Origin of the sequence: Acinetobacter sichuanensis (genome assembly GCF_003024515.2) — a bacterium.
In the GTDB taxonomy this organism is placed as follows: domain Bacteria; phylum Pseudomonadota; class Gammaproteobacteria; order Pseudomonadales; family Moraxellaceae; genus Acinetobacter; species Acinetobacter sichuanensis.
Genome location: NZ_PYIX02000008.1, coordinates 26029 through 48002, shown reverse-complemented (window position 1 = coordinate 48002; position 21974 = coordinate 26029). Strand labels below are relative to the sequence as shown.

Genomic DNA, 21974 nt, shown 5'->3' with positions numbered 1-21974 from the left:
GTCTGACCAAATTCATCACAAATTGATATTGGAATGTCCTAAATTGCTAATAACAATTCGGGACATTTTTTTATACTAAAGAAAAGTGTGAAATCACGAAAGAAAAATTAGGACACTGTGATGAAGTTATTATCTCGATTAAAGAACAGTAAGATTGGATCGTCTATTCAGTATCATATCAAACCACGTAAAGTGAAATTTGAATGGCAAGAAACTCCTCTTGACTGGATTCCTACTCAGCCTTTTGTTAGCTATTTTGTAAATGAAATTAATAATATTTTACCTGCGGGTGAATTTTGGTTCTGCCGCTTATACAACCGTGTTTTACCTAAAATTACAGATGAAAAGTTAGCAGAAGATGTACGTGCATTTATTCGCCAAGAAGCAATGCATGCTCAAGCCCATGTTTCTGCGAATAAAGAATATTTAACTGTTCGTAATATTGATATCCAACGTAACCTAGATGTGATGGATTTTCTATTTGGAAAACTCTTAGCAGACAAACCTTTAGGCTTAAATATTCCTACAGCATTAGAACATCAGTGGGATTTATTCCGTTTAGGTATCGTAGCAACTGTTGAACACATGACTTGTGTACTTGGTAAGTATGTTCTTTATAATAAAAAGTGGGAACAACTAGGTGCCGATCCTAACATGCTTGATCTTGTTAAATGGCATGGTGCAGAAGAAATCGAACATCGTACTGTTGCATTTGATTTGTATCGTCATTTAGGTGGTGGATATATTTCTCGTTATTATCAAAGTGTGATCGTAATTCCTGCTGTTCTTGGTTTATGGGTAGATGGTGCAGCACATATCATGGGACAAGACCCACGTTTTGCAGACAAAAAGCCTGCTGTATACAAACCATGGATTTGGCGTGAGTGGGCAAAAATCGCTCAAGCAGATAATCGCCTTATGCCACACCCTTTATGGTTAGTTTCTCAACAACTTGGTTATTTAATGCCTTGGTATGATCCAGTACACGAAGCTAAAACTGAAGATGCTATTGCATATTTAGATCAATCTCCAGCAGCAAAACGTGCTTTACCTAAAGTCGCTTAATTTCTTGTAAAAAATAGCCATACTCGACGTATGGCTTTTGACTCTTTCTAATAAAAATATTATTATTTAATTAAACTTAAAAATTACTACTTACAATAAGAAGACTTCTAATGAAAAAATTACTTCAACTGGTTTACCTATTCTTTCAAAAACTTTTAGGAAAATCATTAAAATCACCTCCATCATCATTTTCAACCACACTCAACTCTCATACAGTGAGTTATTGCACGCACTTAATTCCATCATTAAAAGATAGTCATCAAAAACTCATCAAGGTTTACAAACAAATCGAAAAATCTTTAAAATTAAAACAATATGAGGAGATAAAATCATTAATAAATACTTTAAATACAGATTTGCAGCATCATATTACACAAGAGGATATGAGTTTTTATAGCTATCTTGAACAACAGTTTTCCAACCAACCTGACTATCTAGATTTTGTTAAAATGTATAAAGAGGATATGCACCATATTTCTCAGCAACTTATGACATTTATTAAAAAATGGCAAAATGAAACTGTTTCCGATACAAACGTTGCACTCTTTCAAAAAGAATATTTAGTGATTGGTCAGGTTCTGACACAACGTATAAGTGGTAAAGAGGATCAATTATATCCACTTTACCAACCATCTTTTTAGTTTTAACCCGAAGTAGGTGTATTTTCTAATGCTTTAGTGTGGTGATCAACCACCACACTAATCATCATATCTCCTTGTACATTCACCACAGTTCTTACTGTATCTAATAAGCGATCTATGGGTAATAAAATTGCGATTGCTTCCGCAGGTAACCCTACAGATTGTAAGACCATGATCATCGTCACCATACCTGCACTTGGAATACCAGGCGCACCTAGAGATGCAATCATTGCTGTCAAACAAACAATCACTTGCTGTCCTAAACTTAAATCCAACCCCATCAGATTTGCAATAAATAAAGCCGCTGCTGCTTCATATAATGCCGTGCCGTCCATATTTAACTGTGTACCCAGAGGAATCACAAAGCCTGCAGTTTGTGGTCTTACACCTAAATTTTCCTGCGCGCACTTCATGGATAAAGGCATCGTCGCTGAACTAGAACTGGTTGCAAATGCCGTAATCAAGGCGGTACGTGTTCCCTTAAAAAAGGTAATAGGATTCATTTTTCCAAAAATCCACAACAACAAAGGCAAAACAACTGCACCATGAAAAATAGTTGTTCCCGTCACGACAGCCGCAAATTCAGCTAAACGACTTAATATTGAAATATCTTCTGTAGAAATCAATTTTGCGAGTAATGCAAAAATCCCAATCGGTGCGAGTTTCATTACCCATCCGACCATCATCATCATCACTTCAAAAAACTGTGTACTCAGTTGTCTGATACCCTTAAAACGCTCTCCACCTTTGACCAGAGCAACACCAAGGAGTAATGCAAATAATACCACTGCAAGCACATTCCCTTCTGCAAATGCCTTGAATGGATTAATGAGGGTATTTTGAATAAAATTCGTAAAAAAAGAACTGGCTGTTAAGGTATCGGGTGTTTGGTGTTGATTCATTGCATCTTGAAATAAAGCAATATCTACCCCTTTTCCAACATCAAATAGATGCGCACAACTGATTCCAAGAATTAAAGCCAAAGTCGTTGTTGTTACACAACACGCTAAAGTGATTTTCCATGTTCGACTCAGTTGTCCGCCTGCCTGAAGATTAGAAACACCAACAACTATTGAGCTAAAAATCAGGGGAATTAACAGCATTTTTAACAAACCAATAAAAATACTACTGGCGATCCCTAAGCCGTAAATACTGGCATCAAAAAACTGCGTACTTGGAAATTGATTGAGTAAAAATCCAAATGCGATACCTAAAATGGCAGCGATTAAAATTTGTGTGTTTAGGCTCATCTATGCTGACTATTTAATTCTTCCTTATTGGGCAATATGCCATTGATACTTTTATGAATCGAGCATTTTTTTGTGACAAGCTCAGTATAAAAATCACAAAGCCACCTTTTCAGATGGCTTTGTTTTATGATTTTGTTATTTCGCTCACTCGATTTTAACGTTGCTCAATTTCACGCATACGCATTAAGCCTTCCTGAGTCGTGCTACATACAAGCTGACCATTTTGCCACATACGACCATGATTTAAGCCTCGAGAGCTTGCTGTCACAGTTGCATCCATATCGTAAAGCATCCACTCATCTGCTTTCACAGGTTTATGGAAATAAATCGCATGATCAATACTGGCAATTTGAATACTCGGTGTTAAATAATTTACACCATGAGGTCGTAGCGCTGTCACCATAAAAGAATAATCTGAATAAAATGCAACGATCGCTTGATTTAACGCTACATCGTCTGCAAGTTCTGGTGGCAGCTTTTCATAGGTTTTCATATAGAAAGCATTTGATGGCGCTTCAGGTTGTGGCTGAAATGGATTACTAATATTAATCGGCTTAATATCAATTTGTCTTGGACGCATAAATGCCGTGCGAATATTTTCAGGAATAAAGTTAATTAAATTTTCTTTTAACTCTTGTTCAGATTTTAAGTCATCAGGTCGAGGATAATCTGGTTCATTAACCTGATAATTTAAACCATCCTCTGGTGTTGCAAATGAAATCATTGCTGAAAAAATAGTACGACCATGTTGAATGGCACGAACTTGGCGACTTAAGAAACTTTTACCATCACGTAACTTGTCTACTTCATAAATGATCGGTGCATTAATATCGCCACCATATAGAAAATAAGCATGCATCGAATGTGCAGGACGATCTGCTGTATAAGAAGCTGCACGTAAAGCCTGCCCTAAAACTTGTCCACCAAACACACGTTTGCCTACAAGATTACGACTTTGCCCACGAAAAATATGTTCTTCAAGCTTCTCAAGTGTTAAAAGATCAACAAGCTCTTGGGTTAAAGCATTCATATAAAAAACCTATTCTTATTTGGGCTGCCCTGAAGTAAAATTCATTACATGCCTGAAATGTCAGATAATGAGGGTTATTCTGCCATAATTTCAGTCTGATTGACTAAAGATTCATAAACAATGCCGTCACTTATTTTTTTTGTTATCATTTCTAAAAATACGATTTTTAACGATAAAGTTAAACACTGATGTGACGATTTATCAGAAAATATCATTTTGTTTTAAGGCTAATATTAAGAAAATATTGGCTTTTTATTTAATGCCATATTTCTTATGTGCTAGGAGTAAGTATGTCCAAGAGTGGTTTTGGTCAAATGTATCGTAAACTTTCGAGTAAGTTACTTGACCTTGTGGTAACTCCACATGTTCTTGGCGAGGTTCCAACGGAAGTACAACCTCAAGAAAATTTACCTAAAGACACTGAAATAGAGCAAGTAAAAACTCAAAAAATAGTGTGCTATGTACTACAAAACTTTTCACGTAGTAATGCTTTGGTCGTCGATGGTGAAACACGTCGTTTGAAGTTAGCGCCAGCGCTTGATCCTGTACAAGTAGGCTCAAATCGTGAAAAAGCCGCGATTTTATTTTTGCAGCATCAAGATGAAAATAATTATTTTAATCCGCCATCTCATCCATTTCCGCCACGTTTATTGCGTTTAATTGATGCTTTAGAACAAAATCCAGAATTAGACATTGAATTGGTTCCTGTGACTGTACTTTGGGGACGTTCACCAGATAAAGAAGACTCTTGGTTTAAGCTGTTATTTACAGATACTTGGGCAACGCCAAGCAAAGTCAAACAGCTTATGAATATTGGTGTACATGGTCGTCAGTCGTTCCTAGAGTTTCATGAAGCCAAATCATTACGTGGCTTAGTGAACTTTGCAAAAATGCAGCATCCAAATGTTTCACCTGCAACGTATATTATCAATCAATTGAATGATTATTTAGATCGTCAACGTGAAGTGATTCTGGGTCCTGACTTGTCAGACCGACGTAACGTGATGTTGTCGTTGATCAAGTCACCTGATGTGCAAGATGCAATTCGTAAAGAAAGTGTGCGCTCTAAAATCAGTATGATTGAAGCAGAACGTAAAGCGATTGGCTTCGTCAATGAAATTGCTTCGGATTATTCTTATTCAGCAGTTCGTTTTGCTGAAGTTGCCCTGACACGTTTATGGACGCAACTTTATGACGGCGTTGAAGTACATAACTTTAGCACTGTGCGTGAACTGGCAAAAGACTATGAAATCATTTACACGCCATGTCACCGTAGTCATATCGACTACTTGTTATTGTCTTATGTGATCTTTAAACGTGGCTTGATGGTGCCATATATCGCTGCGGGTGATAATTTAAATATGCCTTTTGTAGGGCAATTATTACGCGGTGGCGGTGCATTCTTTATTCGTCGTTCATTCCGTGGCAATGCACTGTACACCTCTGTATTTAAGGAATATCTATATAGCATCCTTTCCCGTAACACGCCTTTAGAATACTTTATTGAAGGTGGACGTTCACGTACTGGTCGTTTATTGCCACCAAAAACGGGCATGTTAGCGATGACCGTGCATGGTCATTTACGTGGTAAAACCAAACCGATTGCATTTGTACCAACTTATATTGGTTATGAACGTTTGATGGAAGGTGCAACCTATGTTGGTGAAATGAATGGTAAGCCGAAAGAGTCCGAATCTATTTTTGGCATCATTCAGACGTTGAAAAAGATTGAACGTATTTTTGGTAAAGTACATGTCAATTTTGGTGAGCCTGTTTTCCTTGATGATATGTTAAAAGCGCATGGTGCAGACCAAGTTCAGATTGCGCACAATGATGACCCTGTGCCAGATCAAGTTTCAGCGGCTGTAAATACTTCAGCACATATGATTTTAGAAAATATTAACCGTGCTGTGGTCATCAACCCTGTTTCATTGCTATCGTTAATTTTATTGGCAACACCGAAGCATACACTTGATGAAGAAATCTGCATTAAACAACTTGATACCTATCGTGATTTGTTGACTGCTATTCCTTATGACAGTCGTACACAAGTCACACCGCTTTCAGGCAAAGAAATTATTGCTTATGGTCTAAAACTGAAATTGATTAAGCGCGTTCAACACGTACTTGGCGATATTATTGCCATTGCTGATAATCAAGCGATTTTATTGACTTATTTCCGCAATAATATTTTGCATGCTTTTGTTTTACCTTCACTTGTTGCAGCTTTGGTTGAACATAACGGTAAAATCAGTCATAGCGATTTGATCAATGTCATTCGCACACTTTATCCGTTCTTAAAAGCAGAATTGTTCTTGAAATGGAAAGATGATGAGATTCAAGATCAAGTCAGCCTATACGTCAAAGCTTTGGCGCAAGCAGATTTAATTTTTGTTGATGATGAAGGCTTTATTTTCTGTCCTGCACCAAACTCTGAAGATCATAATCAACTTGCAGTATTGGCTGCGCCTGTGCGTCAGAGTCTTGAGCGTTATTACATGACTTTGGCACTGATCACACAGCGTGGTTCGGGCAATATTTCAACCAATCAAGTTGAGGTTTTGAGTCATTTATTGGGGCAGCGTTTGTCTGTGTTGTATGAGTTCAACTCGCCTGAGTTCTTTGATAAAGCGTTGTTCCAAAGTTTTATTAAGGTGTTGACTGAGCAAGGTTATATTGCCAAAAATGATGAGGGTTCGATTGTTTTTGATGAGCAATTCCGTAATGTTGCACAGTATGCCAACCTAGTTTTGGATGATGTGACTTTGCAAATGCTTCAACATATTACTTCATTTACTGATGAAGAATTAAAAGAAGCGTTAGATGCAGTTGCTGCACAACAAGCGAAGAAGCGTTTGAAACGGAAGAAGAAGTAAAAGTCTTTGAGTTCCTTCTTCCTTTAGGAGAAGGAACTTACTCTACAAGAGAATGAGTGGGATTTTTCAAAATTTAAGTAATTTAAAAATCACGCTTAAACTTTTCAATCCATCGATCAAAAGATTGTGTAAAGTTTTCTAATATTTTTTCAACGATCTCATTAATCAACTCATCATTTTCATTAAACGATGAACTAATGCCAAATAAACATACTTCAGGCGCAGGCATTACAGGTGCATTCAAACAATTGAGAGTTTGTCGAACTTGGTAATTTGCAGAAATCGCACCACTGGTTCCAATTGTTGAACTAATAATAGAACAAGGTTTATTATTCCATTTGCTTTGCCCCCAAGGGCGGGATACCACGTCAATTGCATTTTTAAGTGCAGCAGAAGTTCCACGATTATACTCAGGTGTGATAAAAATAACACCATCAGCTTGTTCAACGTCTTCACGAATTCTTGTATAAGCTTCAGGAGTTTCTGAAGCATCATCATACAGCTCTGAATAAAGCGCTAGATCATCAATTTTAGCAATTTTAAACTCTGCCTGAATCGGGTTACTTTTTACAATGTGTTTTGCGATTTTCAGGTTATAAGAACCTTGGCGCAGACTTCCAACAACAATAAGAATTTTTTTTGACATGATTAACTCTCGGGTTGAATAACTGACAAACTTTTAACTTCCCATTGACATAGGAAATCAGCAATTAATTCTCTTTCACTGGTTAAATATGTTGCATTTAACCAACTTAATATTTTTTCACTAACATTTTGAAAAAATGCCAAATGTTGCTCTGCAATTACGACACCCTCTTCAGTCAACAAATAAAATTTTTCTCTGGCATTATCGATATTCCGTAACTCTGTGATCAAATTCTTCTTAATTAAATCTCGTATCGCCTTGCTGATTGCAGCCGAACTAATATTAAATTTTTTACTAAAATAGACATTATTAAAATGGTTTTCTGTATTTGCCTCTTTCAACATCGTTAATATTTTAAGTTGAGTAATTGACAATGTATGTGCATATTTCGGATGAAGGCTTTTTAGTTGTTCAGAAAAAATTTGAAAATTTTCCATCACCTTTAACAATTCTAAACTGTTCATAAATACCCCAAATAATTAACCAAGTTAATTATCAACCAGGTTAACAATCAAATCAAGCTAAACATTTAAACCACAATTAAGCATTATTCCCTGTTATAAATACTTTCAATCAGAATTTTTTATAGCCTTCCTTCTCTTTTCCAGAAAAAATCCTCTTCCCCGTCTCCCTCTCATTCTCCAAAACCAACTCAGATAAACCCAACTCATGCTGAATCTTTAAAATTTTTTCATGCAAAGGTTGAGGTTTATTATCGGTACAAATATATGATTTTTCAGGATGTTCCACGTGAAGCAAATGCACTAAGAAATTTGCAAGGTCATCGATATGAATCCGATTTGACCAATGAATATTCGGATAAGCCTTTGTGGTTTCAGCCATTTTGACCATTCTCGCTGTAGACGTTCCATAAATCCCTGTCGGACGTACAATCACACATTCATCAGGATAAGCCTGTTGCCATAATTGCTCCATTTTCAAGAGTAAACGCCCTTGCTCATCACTTGGAATCGTTGGTGAATCATCATTAATCATTTCACCTTTATTTTCACCATAAACACGTGTAGACGACACTACGACAATTCGCTTTACAGAATGATTTTTTAAAGCATTTACAATCGGCTGCACAGAATCTACATAAGTCTGCTGATACGCTTCCACAGAACTTAAAGTGGTATTTCGAGATGGTGCAAGCAAAACATAAACCACATCGACAGGTTGAATCTGCGATAAATCTAATTGGTGAATGTCTTGAATCAAATGTTCAGCAAAATCATCCTCTTTCGCACTACGGCTGACTGTGGTAATTTGGTGATCTTGTTGAAATAATTGTTTAGCAACACGCTGCGATGTTTTACCATAACCGATAAATAGAATATGCATCAGATGACCTATTCATAAAACTGATCAATTAAGATCACTAGAACCTAAGTAGAGGGGACATGGCTGCCGTCCATCAATTGCAAGGGGTTGGCAATGCCGCCGCTGCTTTACTTGAAAAACTGAATATTTTCACAACAGACGACCTGCTGTTTCATTTGCCACGTGACTATGAAGATCGTAGCACGATCATTGCCATGAACCAATTGCAGGTTGGGCGTAGCTACTTGCTCGAAGGCGTGGTCAAATCAATAGACATGCCACCCGGAAAGCGCAAATCGATGGCAATTTTGCTACAAGATGATTACGGCAAAGTCACCTTACGTTTTTATCATATTTATAAAGCACTGACAGACCGTGCCAAAGCAGGCAATCGTTTAAGAATCTTTGGTGAAGTTCGAGTCGGCGCACGCGGTTTAGAGTTATATCATCCTGAAATACAGCTCATTACCGAACATACGCCTTTACCTCAGACCGAACTCACAGCGATTTACCCTGCAACTGAGGGTTTGACCCAACCTAAACTACGTGAATATGTCAAACAAGCACTCAATCATCATGCCGATGACCTACCTGAACTCTTGCCTGAGAGATTTACCAATGGCTATGCCATGAAACAAGCGCTTGAATATATTCACCATCCGCCTGTGGATGCCAATATGTTGCAACTGTCGCAAGGTTCACACCCTGCACAGCAACGCCTTATTTTTGAAGAATTGGTGGTGCATCAAATCAGCTTACTGACTCGACGAGCGTATATTCAACAGATTGCAGCACCATCATTTTCACCAAGTAAAACTTTTGCCAAGCAACTTTTGGCAAGTTTGCCTTTTGAAATGACCAATGCTCAAAAACGTGTATCCAATGAAATTGCCAAAGATTTAAAACAAAATAAACCGATGTTGCGCCTTGTACAAGGTGATGTCGGCGCAGGAAAAACTTTAGTTGCAGGTGTAGCAGCTTGTCATGCGCTTGAAGAAGGTTGGCAAGTGGCACTCATGGCACCGACTGAGATTTTAGCCGAGCAGCATTATCTAAATTTTAAAAAATGGTTTGAGCCACTCGGTTTAAACGTGTCATGGCTTTCAGGCAAGCAAAAAGGCAAAGCACGCACTGCGGCGGAACAGACCATCAAAGACGGTACGGCAAATGTCGTGGTCGGGACACATGCATTGTTTCAGGACAATGTTGAATTTGCCAAATTGGGTTTAGTGATCATTGATGAACAACATCGTTTTGGGGTCGATCAGCGTTTAGCCCTACGAAATAAAGGGGTCGATAATACTACGCCACACCAACTCGTTATGACTGCAACACCGATTCCACGGACTTTGGCAATGTCTGCTTATGGCGACTTAGATACCTCAGTGATTGATGAACTTCCTCCCGGTCGTACTCCGATTCAAACTGTGACCATTCCACTTGATCGTCGTGAAGAAGTCTTACAGCGTATTGCCAAAAACTGTGCTGAAGGCAAACAAGCCTATTGGGTTTGTACTCTCGTCGAACAGTCGGAAACATTGGATGCACAAGCTGCCGAAGCCACGTATGCGGAAATTAAAGAGCGTTTTCCTGAACTGAATATTGGACTTGTGCATGGCAAAATGAAAGCTGATGACAAGCAAGCGGTCATGCAACAGTTCAAGGACAATGAATTACAGCTTTTAATTGCAACAACTGTGATTGAGGTCGGTGTCGATGTGCCGAATGCTTCCATTATGGTCATTGAAAATGCAGAGCGTTTAGGGCTTTCCCAACTACATCAGCTTCGTGGACGAGTTGGACGTGGTGCCACGGCAAGTTTCTGCGCCCTAGTCTATAAGCATCCACTGTCGCAAAATGGGCAAGAACGTTTACGTATCATGCGGGAAACCAATGACGGTTTTATCATTGCCGAAAAGGATTTAGAAATTCGTGGTCCGGGTGAACTACTTGGAACCAAACAAACAGGTGATATGGGCTTTCGTGTGGCGAAACTTGAAAGAGATGATCATTTGCTCAATCAAGCACATCATGTCGCAAGCCAAGTATTAAAAGACTATCCTGAAAATGCAGAAGCGTTGCTAAAAAGATGGTTACCTGAAGCACCGAGATATGCGTATGTGTAAATAAAAGGGATATAAAATGACTTACAATATAAACAGAGTTTCATTTCAAAAACCTGACAGCATTAATAGTAATTTTTTTCTTGTAGATGAAAAACAAACGGATTATCACAAAATTTTAATTGTTGCTTTTTTCGGTGAATATCCTGATGGTTCTTCAGGAAAAGAGCATGCTGAATATATTGCAGCGATTAGTATGCTTGGTTTACAGGTATTTAATGCTGATTGCATCATATTAGATTTTCGAGAGCTTTCCTATCATTGGGGTGATTCAATACTTGATGTATTTGGGAATATTCATCAATTTAAAAATGACAAAACCAATCCAAACGAACCTCCATTTCCTGTCATTGTTGTATCATCTTCTAAATCTAACGGATTACTTTCACTTATTACATCTTATGGCGAAAACCGACCCGATTGGCATTTCTTTAACATAATTAAAGCAATAGACTACGGCATAGAAAAAGCAAAACAATGGCTTGATTCATAACAAATATGATTCGTCTTATATAAAAATAAAGAGAACATCATGCTCCAACTTATCAACCAAATACTCCACAAAGGCGTACAAAGCATTTCCCCTTGCCTGCTTTGTGGCATCGACCGCCAACAACAACATTCTCTCTGCAATGATTGTTGGGAACATCTGCCTTGGTATCAACAATCCATTGAACGCCATGAACATCACATACTCTGTGCACATCACTATGACTTTCCAATTGATCGCATTATCCAAACCTATAAATATGAACAACAACTGCAATATCAAAACCTGCTTGCACACAGCTTGTTAAATCTAAGACTACCCAAAGTCCAAGCCATTGTGCCCATGCCGATTTCTACAGAAAGACTCAAAGACCGTGGCTATAACCAAATGTTGGTCATTGCCAAAATTATGGCAAGAGAACTACAAATACCCGTGTGGCAACCTGTGATTCGTGCAGCACAGCATTCACAAAAAGGTTTAAGTCGGATTGAACGACTGGAAAATATTGAAAACCAATTTCAGATCATAACTACAGAAAAACGAAAATATAAAAAAGTGTTAATGATTGATGATGTAGTGACGACAGGAAGTTCAATTCATGCAATGAATCAAGCCTTAACAGATTTAGGTTGTCAGCAGATTTATAATGCGTGTATTGCAATGGCTGAATAATGAAGCACTCTCTTTTTTTGGCACAGTTTAGAGTGTAGATATATTTGCAATATTTTCCAGACACCACGGAATCACAATTTCATTTGTTAAAGGCGCTAGCCATGTCGGATCATGATCCAAAGCAATCCACTTCATCTCTACAATTTCAGCATCAATTCGAGGCGCTTGCTCCAATGTAACGTGATAAACATAACTTACCAATTGATGCCCTGCTTCATTGGCTGCGCGCGTTTCAAAACGACCAATAAATTGCTGAATATCGGCTTTTGCACCAATTTCTTCTGTAATTTCACGTAACATGGTGCGTTCAGGCGCTTCATTTTCCTCTAACTTACCACCCACTTGCATAAAAAACTCAGTATTTTTCTTACGAACCAAGAGCAATTCATTTTGATCATTGAGAATAATTGCCGCAGCAACAGTAATAACGTTCATGACAGCTATAAAATAAAAAACACAATATATTGTGATATTAATTCAATCAACATGCAATATATTGTGTTTAAGATAATTATTAAATGTAAATAAACGCTGTACTTTTAATTAGTCAAAATTTTTATCTACATCATCCAATTTGACCAATTCTTCACGGTCTTTCACACCCCATTTTGGCTCAGGTGCTTGATAGTTTTCAAATTTCAATAAAATTTCATCTAAACAATCTGAGTAAATCAATTGATCTGTAAAACGCGCTTTAGAAAAACCTTTATCGGTGGTCAGTTGAATGAATTTTAATAAATCATCATAAAAACCTTCAACATTTAAAAATGCACACGGTTTTAAATGAATGCCGAGTTGCGCCCATGTCCATTGCTCAAAAATTTCTTCTATTGTTCCTGCACCACCCGGCAAAGCAATAAAACCATCCGAAAGCTCAGACATTTTGGTTTTACGTTCATGCATATTTTTAACAATATACAGCTCTGTTAAATGTGGATGCGCCAACTCACGATCTACCAAACCTTGCGGAATTACGCCAATCACTTTGCCACCAACCGCCAAAGCACTGTCTGCAACAATGCCCATTAAGCCAGAACGACCACCACCATAAACCAAAGTTTTGCCCTGTTTGGCGATAGTTTCACCAGTCAGTTTAGCAATATCAGCAAAAATTTGATCTGAACCAAGCGATGAACCACAAAAAATTGCAATAGAATTCATAAATTTAACCTAATTTTAACTTTGTCATGTTACAGTTATAAATCAATGATCAAGATTTTTTTTGCAAAAGAATGATCAAATCAGTGTTTTTAATGAAATCCTTGTCTAAAATACACGCATCGATTTAACGCTATACTGCGCAAGGGAGAAAAGACACTATGCTTGAAGCCTTTTATGCCACAGAGCGCGGTAGCTTAGAAGATGCAACTATCAATGGAGGATTTGATTTACACCCTGAATTGGTGTGGATTGACCTTATCGCACCTTCACAAGAAGAGCAAGAATGGGTACTACAAGCCTATGAGCAAAACTTCCCCACGCTAAAATCACTTGAAGACATTTCATCATCGGCTCGATTTTACCGTGATGATGATGGTATTTTACATATCAGCACTTATTTTTTAACGAAAAACAAAAACTATCAAGTGGAAGGAGATCCTGAAGATTCTTCAAATATGTTAGCAACTGTGCAAACTGTTGCCTTTATTTTGCATAAAGAACGTCTATTCACGCTACGTGGCGAAAAACTTGTCGCTTTTCGTGCCTTTAGAGCACGTGCTCGACGCAATGACTATGACATTGACTATAAAGATCCAACTTGGATTTTATTGGGCTTACTTGAAGCAAAACTAGATGAATTAGCTGATATTTTAGAAGATGTGCATAAAGATTTAGAGCTCTATTCTACTGAAGTGCTGAATGTTCGACATCGTGAACAAATCTTAGATTTGGATGACATGATTACTCGTTTAGCGCAAAAAGAAGATATGATCGGAAAAGCACAACTGTGCTTAATCGATTTGCGTCGTGTATTGACTTTCCTGTCTCGTCCTCGTGCTTTAGGCAGCCATATTTATGATGGTGATATTCGTGAGCTAAGCGAAGATGTACGCTCTTTGGTTGAGCATGATGCCTTTTTATTTCAAAAAGTTCGATTCCTACTCGACACAACTTCTGGCTTCATTAACACCGAACAAAACGATACAATTCGTCGATTCTCCATTTTACCCAGTATGCTTGCACCTCCGATGCTTATCGCCAGTATTTATGGGATGAACACTGAAGTTTTACCTTTTGCCCATGGTACGACGAGTTTTTATGTGGTCATTAGTATTTTGGTTGCGTTCTTTGTTGGACCATTGATTTACTTTAGATGGAAAAAATGGATTTGATTTTTTGCTTATGTATCCATTCATAAAAAAAGCACCTTTCGGTGCTTTTCTTTTTACTTTAACAATTTAAATCAATTGTAAATCATCTTGTAAATGACAAGCTTGAATGATCTTCATCATCTTTTCAGGAACAGCTTTAAATTGTAAGCCTTGCGTACTTGGTGTATGACGTAACCACTGCACCAAAACAGACAAAGCCAAAGTACTGCCATGTTCCAACTGTGATAAATTCACCGTTAATGGAAATTTATTTTCAGCCTGAATGATTTTCAAACCATTTAAATAATAGTTTTCAGCATTCTCATAAGCAATCTTACCGCTGACATACAGTTCCTGATTTTTAAATTCAATCATTCAACACCTACCAACTTATTTTTTATTGACTGCTGCATCTGCATCTGGTTCAAATGTTGCAATTGCTTTGTCAATATTGCCACCATTACGTTTTACGTTAGCGGCAAACTGATTACGGAATTGTAAGCCCAAGTCGATCCCTGATACATTGATATTACGAATTTTCCATTGTGAACCATGATCCGCCAATTGGAATGAGACAGGAATTTTTTCGCCTTTATTATTAAAGTCGAGTGTTACAACTGGGTTCTTACTGCCTGTGTCTTTATATGGACGCATGCTATATGTTTGGTTTGTATATTTAGCAAAAGCTGAACCATAATTCTCAATCAACGTATTACGGAAATTTTGTTCAAATTGAGCACGTTGAGCAGCATTACTATATTGATTTGTCGCATAAGTACCCATCACAATACGTGTAAATGCCTGACCATCCACATATGGATCTAAGTTTTGACGGACAATGGCTTTAACCGCTGCTGGGTTATTTTGTAACTTCGCATGGTCTGCTTTTAAACGTGTAATTAAACCATCTGCAACACGTTTTACAAATGCTGCAGGTGCTTCGGCAGGGGCAGCATTTGCAGCAGTCGCAAGCATTGTTGTCAATACTGTTGCAGTGAAAGTTTGTTTTAATAACATATTCATCTTTAAATCTCTCCGCTTATGCTTATTCCACAAAAGATGTTTGAGCATCAGTCGTTTCTGTCGATGTAGATGCATCTTGAGAACCTGATGCACCCTCTGATGATTTCCCTGCACCACCAGTAATAAATTTAGAAATAAGGTCTTCTAGATCCATTGTACCTTGAGTATTTGAAACACTTTCACCACGTTTAACATAGTTCAAGCCACCACCCGGTACAACTTTAAGATATTTTTCGCCTAATAGACCATTTGTTGCAACCATTATGTAAGCATCTTCATCAATACTGGTGATGGATTTCATGTTACTCAATAGTTGCTGTTCCATTTCTTTTTGTTTCTTTGCATCAGCAGCTTGGTAGTCTGAACTATAGCGTAATTCTTCTAAAGCATTTTGCTGTACAGTCTTTAATTGTGCTGGGTTAAAACTAGTTAAAGAACCATCTAAATCAAATTTAACTGTCGCTAGTCGTGTAACTGGATCTAAAGAAATAGATTCAACTTGACCAATTTTCACACCACTCATGGTCACTTTTGCACGTGGTTTTAAACCATTTACATTATCAAAAGTTGCCGTCATGCTATAGCTATCTTTTAGGGTATTTCCCACCAAACCGCTGACTTTCATTGCTAAGAAAAATAAAGCTAAACCGAAGACAATGACAAAAACACCTACGGCCAGCTCACTAGTACGTGACTTCATTAAACCCCTCCGAACATGACCGCAGTCAACACAAAATCAAAACCTAATACACACAATGATGAATATACGACTGTACGTGTCGTTGAAGTTGCAATACCTTCAGAAGTTGGCTCACAGGTATAGCCTTGGTATACCGCAATCCATGTACAGATTAAGGCAAAAACTAAACTCTTAATAATGGTGCCATTGAGTACATCTTTATAAAATTGTGTACTACTAAAAATCCCACTCCAATAAGAACCTTCATCTGCACCAAGAAAGTCAACGCCCACCATTTTACCGCCCATAATCCCAATCGCAGCAAAAATCACAGACAACATCGGTAAACTGATAATTCCAGCCCATAACCGTGGTGATACAACTCGTTTTAAAGGATCAACCCCGATCATTTCCATACTTGAAAGCTGCTCAGTGGCTTTCATTAAGCCAATTTCGGCAGTTAATGCAGAACCTGCTCGACCAGCAAAAAGTAATGCAGCAACAACAGGCGCTAGTTCACGCAATAACGTCAATGCAACGGCTGCACCTAACATTGCTTCACTACCAAAAGTAACGAGAATGTTATACATCTGCAAACCAAGCACTGCACCAATAAATAAACCTGAAACAGCAATGATCAAGAAAGATAGAACACCGACTCGATACATTTGATAAATAAAAAGCTTTACCCCTAAAAGGGTCGGCATAGAGCATAAAATACGAAGCAACATGACTGTCGCAACGCCAATGCCCTGAACACGTTCTAGAACGCGTCTACCTAATAAGGCAATTGCATTCATGAACCAACCTCATTGCTTAAATAAGCTTGATGACTAAATTGATAATCCACAGGTCCTTCAACTGAACCTGTTAAAAACTGTTGTACAAATGGAGAAGCATGTTGTTGTAATTCGGCAGGTGTGCCTTCACCTTGTACTTTTCCTTCTGCAACAACATAGATGTAATCTGCAATTGAAAGCGTTTCATCTACATCATGCGACACAATAATCGTGGTTAAATCTAATGCTTCACGTAAAGAACGAATGAGACGTGTCAACACACCCATCACGATTGGATCTTGTCCTGCAAAAGGTTCATCATACATGATCAAATCAGGGTCTAATGCAATCGCACGAGCCAGTGCCACACGACGGTTCATACCACCAGAAAGCTCGGATGGCATCAGCTTTTCAGCACCACGTAGACCGACAGACTCTAATTTTAACGCAACTAATTCTGCAATTAAATTTTCAGGGAGCTTCGTATGTGCTCGAATCGGGAAAGCGACATTTTCATAAACAGTCATGTCTGTAAATAATGCACCACTTTGGAATAACATTCCCATACGTGCACGAGCAGCAAATAATTCAGTACGAGACATGGAGGCAATACTTTTACCATCAAGCAATACTTGACCTGAATCAGGTGCCAACTGACCACCGATTAATCTCAGTAAAGTTGTCTTACCTGTACCTGATGGTCCCATAATTGCGGTAATTTGCCCACGACGAATTTTTAAACTTACATTGTCATAAATGACACGTTCCCCTCGGTTAAAACTTAAATTGCTTACTTCAATTAAAGCTTGTCCATCGAGAAATGATTGATTATTCATAGCTGAACGTTTTCCTGCATTCATCAGCTCGCATACTATACTCTGAAATTCAGTAATTTGTTGTAATTAAAGATGAAGCGTTTGTTCTAATTTTTACAGATCAATGCGCTCAAGGTGTGTTTATTGATTATTTATTGATTAAATTCAGATCAGTTTTATTTATTTTACGACTCATTAAATCTTTAATTTTACTTAAATTAGAATACTATAAATAAAATAAACAATATTTGAGATGAGAAGAATTGAAAATATATATAGCATCACTTCTCCATAACTTTCTTTAATCACATTCTACATCCTACAAGTTACTTCCTCATCATCTTAACATTAATGTGATTAATTTCAAAATAAAAACAATTTTATGTGACATATTTTTTACAATAAAAAACCAGCCCTAAAGGCTGGTTTTTTATTTAATTAGTCATTAAATTTACGTTTTGGACGATCTGAACTGAACTCACGCTTAGGACGATCATCACCAAAAGAACGTTTAGGACGGTCTTCATTGAATTCACGGCGTGGACGATCATTGTTAAATTCACGACGTGGACGCTCTTCACCACCAAATGAACGCTTAGGACGGTCATCACCGAATGAACGTTGTGGACGGTCGCCAAAATCACGTTTAGGACGGTCACCGAAGCTACCTTCACGACGTGGTTTATAGTCTACGCTGTTACCACGGTTGTCATCATTCGAGTTAAAACGAGGTTTATCGTTAAAACCGCCTTCACGACGTGGGCGATCAGAGTTGAACTCGCGACGCGGACGATCTTCGAAACCACCTTCACGGCGTGGACGATCAGAGTTGAACTCGCGACGTGGACGGTCTTCAAAACCACCTTCACGGCGTGGACGATCAGAGTTGAACTCGCGACGTGGACGCTCTTCACCACCAAATGAACGCTTAGGACGATCTTCACCATAAGATGGACGATCACCACGAGGTTTGTCATCGAAGCTACGGCGTGGACGGTCTTCACCACCTTCACGACGTTTGAAATTGCTTTCGCCTTCAAAACGACGACCACCACCGAAGCCACCACGACCGCCGTCACGACGACCACCACCGTTACGACCACGACCGCCACCATCACGGCTACCGCGTGCAGGAGGTGGAGATGGTTCTAAACCTTCAATTTCAGATACATTTAAACGTGCATCTAAATAATCTTCTAAAGCACGAATTTTACCGCGTTCACGATAAGTTGCTAAAGTAATTGCTTTACCTGTACGACCTGCACGACCTGTACGACCAATACGGTGTACATAATCTTCGTTCTTCATTGGAAGACCAAAGTTGATTACGTGTGAAATCGTTGGTACATCTAGACCACGTGCTGCAACATCAGTTGCAACTAAGATTTTTGCACGACCTTCACGGATAGAACGTAAACGACGGTTACGTACAGTTTGTGGCATCGCACCATGAAGTGCTACAACTGAAAGACCAGCTTCAGCTAACTCTTCAGCTAACATGTCTGTATCTTCTTGTGTTGAAGCAAATACAACAGCTTGATCTACATCTTCTTCACTTAACCAATGTGTAAGCAATTTTTTCTTATGCTCAAAACCATCAGTCCAATGTAAAGTTTGGGTAATGTCAGTATTTGTAGAATGACCTGTCTCAATTGCAATACGCTCTGGCTCATTCATCATGCGTTCAGCAAGATTAATGATACGTGGTGCAAATGTTGCAGAGAACATTAATGTTTGTTTACGATTTACAGCTAAATCGCTAATTGCTTCTAGGTCTTCAGAGAAACCTAAATCAAGCATACGGTCAGCTTCATCAACAATTAAAGAATCAACTTTATCCAGTTTGATTTGACGACGGTTTACAAGGTCAAGTAAACGACCTGGCGTTGCAACTACAACTTGCGCGCCTTTTAACTGCTGGATTTGCTTACCAAATGGCATACCACCCATGATTGCAGCAACACGTACACCTTTCATATGACGTACAAATGCAATTGCATCTTGGCACACTTGTTGTGCAAGTTCACGTGTAGGTGAAATTACAAGAATATTCGGTTGAGTAACCGCTTTCATACGTTCTTTAAATGGTACAAAAGTTTCTTGTCCAGCTAAAGCATTTAACGTTGGGAGTAAGAATGCAGCAGTTTTACCAGAACCTGTTTGGCTTGATACTAAAAGGTCTTTACCTTCTAAAGCCGCTGGAATCGATTGTTCTTGAACTGGTGTAGGTGTCGTAAAGCCAAGAGATTCGAGTGCTTTATGTAATGACTCGTCTAAAGGAAAATCAGCAAAAGTTTTGCTCATAGAGATATTCACCCCGAATGTGGGTGCTCCATTAAAAATATGGTCTATTGGACATCGGCAAAAAGCGGTACAGCAATAATCGCTGAAAATATAGAATCAGCGGCGATCCGAGAACGACGATGCGTATAACGCACATTTGATTACAGCCGCAACCTGAAGGAATCGCTTAAGCGATTGGGTGGGGCGCGAAATATTGTCCTCTCTTTGGACCGGACGCGCATACACAATATAGAAGAGAAATGTTCAGGTAATGAACGAAATTTAGTGCGTGGGCGGAGTATAGCAGAATTTAAAATAATGTCACGAAGTTTTATTGTTTTTTCCTGTGAGTGATGTTTGGAATATGTATAAAAAAGTAGCAATTAAAAATACAGCTTCGTCTGATTATTTAAATATCACTTTTTAAAGCAATCAATACGCTAATTTTTTCAACAACTTCATCTACCAATTGATTTGTTAAAACCTTACAACAATTCAAATTATGATAAATCTCAAATCTTTTCCTAACTTTCATTTCCTCTTTTTCAGCATTTGTATCTAAATACGATTTCGACAATTGTCTTTTCACAATAACTTCAATACATTTATCTAAATCTAAAGATGGCATCAATAAAAAGGTCAAAGGATCATTTTCAATTTCTTGTTTTAGTTGTAAATAATTAAGCTGAATATTTTCTGGATAAATCATAAATCCTGATGAACATACAATAATTGCTCTATTATCACTATCAAGACTTTGTTTTAGCTGAATATACAATGCAACATTTCGTACTGCATAAGCGTCATAACCATTCTTATTTATAAATTGAGCAATATCACCAATATTTTCAATAAAATATTCATCCAAATCAAGGCATGGCACATTCATTTTTATCGCCAAACTTTTTGCTGTAGTCGTTTTACCTGAGCCACCTAATCTAATAAAGTGTATGATCAATTTTTTTAAATCCCTATTTTTAGTTATCTTATAATTTCCAATATCACATAAAAAAGCCCTCATTCACATGAAGGCTTTTTAAAACTCAATCTACAAAAGCATAAATTACTTCGCAGCTTCACCCCAAGCAGGAACAACCGCTTGCATTAATGGTTTTAACATTTTCATAGAACATGCGATCACTTGACCGTTTTCCATAGAATCAGAACCACCACGTGCATCAACCACTGTACCGCCCGCTTCTTTTACAATGAGTTCGCCTGCTGCGATATCCCAAGGTTTCAAACCAAGTTCAAAATAACCATCTAAACGACCCGCAGCCACATAAGCCAAATCTAATGCAGCAGAACCTGCACGGCGATATTGCGCACCAGCTTCAGTCACATTTAACAATGAATCAAAATGGTTTTTTGCATAAGAAACCACTTCGCCATTACGGATTTTACGGAATGCATGACCAACACCCATGAATGTATTTTCAAGGTTGTCTTTCACATTTACACGAATACGGCGTTGGTTCAACATTGCACCGCGACCACGGCTTGCAGAAAACAACTCATCTTTCACAGGGTCATAAATAACGCCGTGCTGAGTTACACCTTTATGTTGAACTGCAATAGAAACACAGAAATGAGGGAAACCATTAATGAAGTTTAGCGTACCATCAAGCGGATCAATCACCCAGCACCAATCTGCATCGTGACCTTTACCTTCTTGTAAACCAAATTCTTCACCAAGGAAGCTGTGATTTTTATAACTTTTACGAAGTGTATCAATTGTTAGTTGCTCAATGTAGCGATCTACACGAGTTACTGGACCATCAATACCTTTTTCTTCGACTTGTAGATCGAGTTTATGACGATTTTGATGCGCTTTTAAAAGCTCTTGACCAACTAATTGAGCCGCACGCGCAGCCATAACCACCATAGGTTCCATTGAACACCCACTACAAATTTGAAGATACTGATAAAGAATAATGCATAAAAGCCCCAACATTTTAACAAATATT

Annotated in this window: 22 protein-coding genes; 7 read left to right on the top strand and 15 right to left on the bottom strand. The window is 38.1% G+C overall.

What is annotated here, in order from left to right; genetic code table 11:
- Positions 1–120: 120 nt before the first annotated feature.
- Positions 121–1065, top strand: coding sequence for a metal-dependent hydrolase (locus C9E89_RS07150; RefSeq protein ID WP_107007569.1), 945 nt, complete (start codon positions 121–123; stop codon positions 1063–1065).
- Between the two features lie 110 nt (positions 1066–1175).
- Positions 1176–1706 carry a hemerythrin domain-containing protein gene (locus C9E89_RS07145; RefSeq protein ID WP_107007568.1) on the top strand — a complete coding sequence of 177 codons (531 nt, stop codon included), beginning with the start codon at positions 1176–1178 and terminating at the stop codon, positions 1704–1706.
- Between the two features lie 2 nt (positions 1707–1708).
- Here the strand turns inward: C9E89_RS07145 and C9E89_RS07140 are convergent, their stop codons facing one another.
- Together C9E89_RS07140 and C9E89_RS07135 are read right to left on the bottom strand one after the other, a co-directional pair.
- On the bottom strand, positions 1709–2956 hold the full coding sequence (locus C9E89_RS07140) for a dicarboxylate/amino acid:cation symporter (protein WP_107007567.1): 1248 nt from the start codon (positions 2954–2956) through the stop codon (positions 1709–1711).
- 154 nt (positions 2957–3110) lie between these two features.
- Positions 3111–3986, bottom strand: coding sequence for an acyl-CoA thioesterase (locus tag C9E89_RS07135; protein WP_107007566.1), 876 nt, complete (start codon positions 3984–3986; stop codon positions 3111–3113).
- 290 nt (positions 3987–4276) lie between these two features.
- On the opposite strand from C9E89_RS07135, the gene plsB reads away from it, so the two are divergent.
- Positions 4277–6862, top strand: coding sequence for a glycerol-3-phosphate 1-O-acyltransferase PlsB (gene plsB / locus C9E89_RS07130; RefSeq protein ID WP_107007565.1), 2586 nt, complete (start codon positions 4277–4279; stop codon positions 6860–6862).
- Between the two features lie 82 nt (positions 6863–6944).
- Here plsB and C9E89_RS07125 read toward each other — a convergent pair whose 3' ends face one another.
- From C9E89_RS07125 to C9E89_RS07115, 3 genes are all read right to left on the bottom strand, one after another.
- Positions 6945–7508, bottom strand: coding sequence for an NADPH-dependent FMN reductase (locus C9E89_RS07125; RefSeq protein WP_107007564.1), 564 nt, complete (start codon positions 7506–7508; stop codon positions 6945–6947).
- 2 nt (positions 7509–7510) lie between these two features.
- On the bottom strand, positions 7511–7972 hold the full coding sequence (locus C9E89_RS07120; protein WP_107007563.1) for a transcriptional regulator, SarA/Rot family: 462 nt from the start codon (positions 7970–7972) through the stop codon (positions 7511–7513).
- Positions 7973–8081: 109 nt separating this feature from the next.
- The gene (locus tag C9E89_RS07115) at positions 8082–8852 is read right to left on the bottom strand and encodes an NAD(P)H-binding protein (protein WP_107007562.1); all 771 of its coding nucleotides are present in this window, start codon (positions 8850–8852) and stop codon (positions 8082–8084) included.
- A 59-nt stretch (positions 8853–8911) separates the two neighbouring features.
- On the opposite strand from C9E89_RS07115, the gene recG reads away from it, so the two are divergent.
- From recG to C9E89_RS07100, 3 genes are read left to right on the top strand one after another with little or no spacing between them, the layout of a single operon-like run.
- Positions 8912–10957 carry an ATP-dependent DNA helicase RecG gene (recG, locus tag C9E89_RS07110; protein ID WP_107007561.1) on the top strand — a complete coding sequence of 682 codons (2046 nt, stop codon included), beginning with the start codon at positions 8912–8914 and terminating at the stop codon, positions 10955–10957.
- A 16-nt stretch (positions 10958–10973) separates the two neighbouring features.
- On the top strand, positions 10974–11447 hold the full coding sequence (locus C9E89_RS07105) for a hypothetical protein (protein ID WP_107007560.1): 474 nt from the start codon (positions 10974–10976) through the stop codon (positions 11445–11447).
- A 39-nt stretch (positions 11448–11486) separates the two neighbouring features.
- Positions 11487–12116 carry a ComF family protein gene (locus tag C9E89_RS07100; protein ID WP_107007559.1) on the top strand — a complete coding sequence of 210 codons (630 nt, stop codon included), beginning with the start codon at positions 11487–11489 and terminating at the stop codon, positions 12114–12116.
- Between the two features lie 27 nt (positions 12117–12143).
- Here the strand turns inward: C9E89_RS07100 and C9E89_RS07095 are convergent, their stop codons facing one another.
- Both C9E89_RS07095 and C9E89_RS07090 read right to left on the bottom strand, forming a co-directional pair.
- Positions 12144–12551, bottom strand: coding sequence for an NUDIX hydrolase (locus C9E89_RS07095; RefSeq protein WP_107007558.1), 408 nt, complete (start codon positions 12549–12551; stop codon positions 12144–12146).
- A 108-nt stretch (positions 12552–12659) separates the two neighbouring features.
- Positions 12660–13277, bottom strand: coding sequence for an LOG family protein (locus tag C9E89_RS07090; RefSeq protein ID WP_107007557.1), 618 nt, complete (start codon positions 13275–13277; stop codon positions 12660–12662).
- Positions 13278–13435: 158 nt separating this feature from the next.
- On the opposite strand from C9E89_RS07090, the gene C9E89_RS07085 reads away from it, so the two are divergent.
- Positions 13436–14449, top strand: coding sequence for a CorA family divalent cation transporter (locus C9E89_RS07085; RefSeq protein WP_107007556.1), 1014 nt, complete (start codon positions 13436–13438; stop codon positions 14447–14449).
- A 66-nt stretch (positions 14450–14515) separates the two neighbouring features.
- Here C9E89_RS07085 and C9E89_RS07080 read toward each other — a convergent pair whose 3' ends face one another.
- The 8 genes from C9E89_RS07080 to C9E89_RS07045 all read right to left on the bottom strand — a co-directional run bounded on the left by C9E89_RS07080 (position 14516) and on the right by C9E89_RS07045 (position 21901).
- Positions 14516–14803: an STAS domain-containing protein gene (locus C9E89_RS07080; protein WP_107007555.1), complete on the bottom strand. Its 288-nt coding sequence runs from the start codon at positions 14801–14803 to the stop codon at positions 14516–14518.
- A gap of 15 nt (positions 14804–14818) precedes the next feature.
- Positions 14819–15451, bottom strand: coding sequence for an MlaC/ttg2D family ABC transporter substrate-binding protein (locus C9E89_RS07075; protein WP_107007554.1), 633 nt, complete (start codon positions 15449–15451; stop codon positions 14819–14821).
- Positions 15452–15473: 22 nt separating this feature from the next.
- A complete protein-coding gene (gene mlaD, locus C9E89_RS07070) occupies positions 15474–16151 on the bottom strand; it encodes an outer membrane lipid asymmetry maintenance protein MlaD (RefSeq protein ID WP_107007553.1) in 678 nt (225 codons plus the stop codon).
- On the bottom strand, positions 16151–16930 hold the full coding sequence (gene mlaE / locus C9E89_RS07065) for a lipid asymmetry maintenance ABC transporter permease subunit MlaE (protein ID WP_107007552.1): 780 nt from the start codon (positions 16928–16930) through the stop codon (positions 16151–16153). Before mlaE ends, mlaD begins: the two co-directional genes overlap by 1 nt.
- The gene (locus C9E89_RS07060) at positions 16927–17745 is read right to left on the bottom strand and encodes an ABC transporter ATP-binding protein (protein WP_107007638.1); all 819 of its coding nucleotides are present in this window, start codon (positions 17743–17745) and stop codon (positions 16927–16929) included. Before C9E89_RS07060 ends, mlaE begins: the two co-directional genes overlap by 4 nt.
- Before the next feature lie 417 nt (positions 17746–18162).
- Complete coding sequence (locus C9E89_RS07055) at positions 18163–20028, bottom strand: DEAD/DEAH box helicase (protein ID WP_107007551.1); 1866 nt, start codon at positions 20026–20028, stop codon at positions 18163–18165.
- A gap of 388 nt (positions 20029–20416) precedes the next feature.
- Positions 20417–21028 carry a shikimate kinase gene (locus C9E89_RS07050; protein WP_228198991.1) on the bottom strand — a complete coding sequence of 204 codons (612 nt, stop codon included), beginning with the start codon at positions 21026–21028 and terminating at the stop codon, positions 20417–20419.
- 42 nt (positions 21029–21070) lie between these two features.
- Positions 21071–21901: an inositol monophosphatase family protein gene (locus tag C9E89_RS07045; RefSeq protein WP_107007550.1), complete on the bottom strand. Its 831-nt coding sequence runs from the start codon at positions 21899–21901 to the stop codon at positions 21071–21073.
- Positions 21902–21974 lie beyond the last annotated feature (73 nt).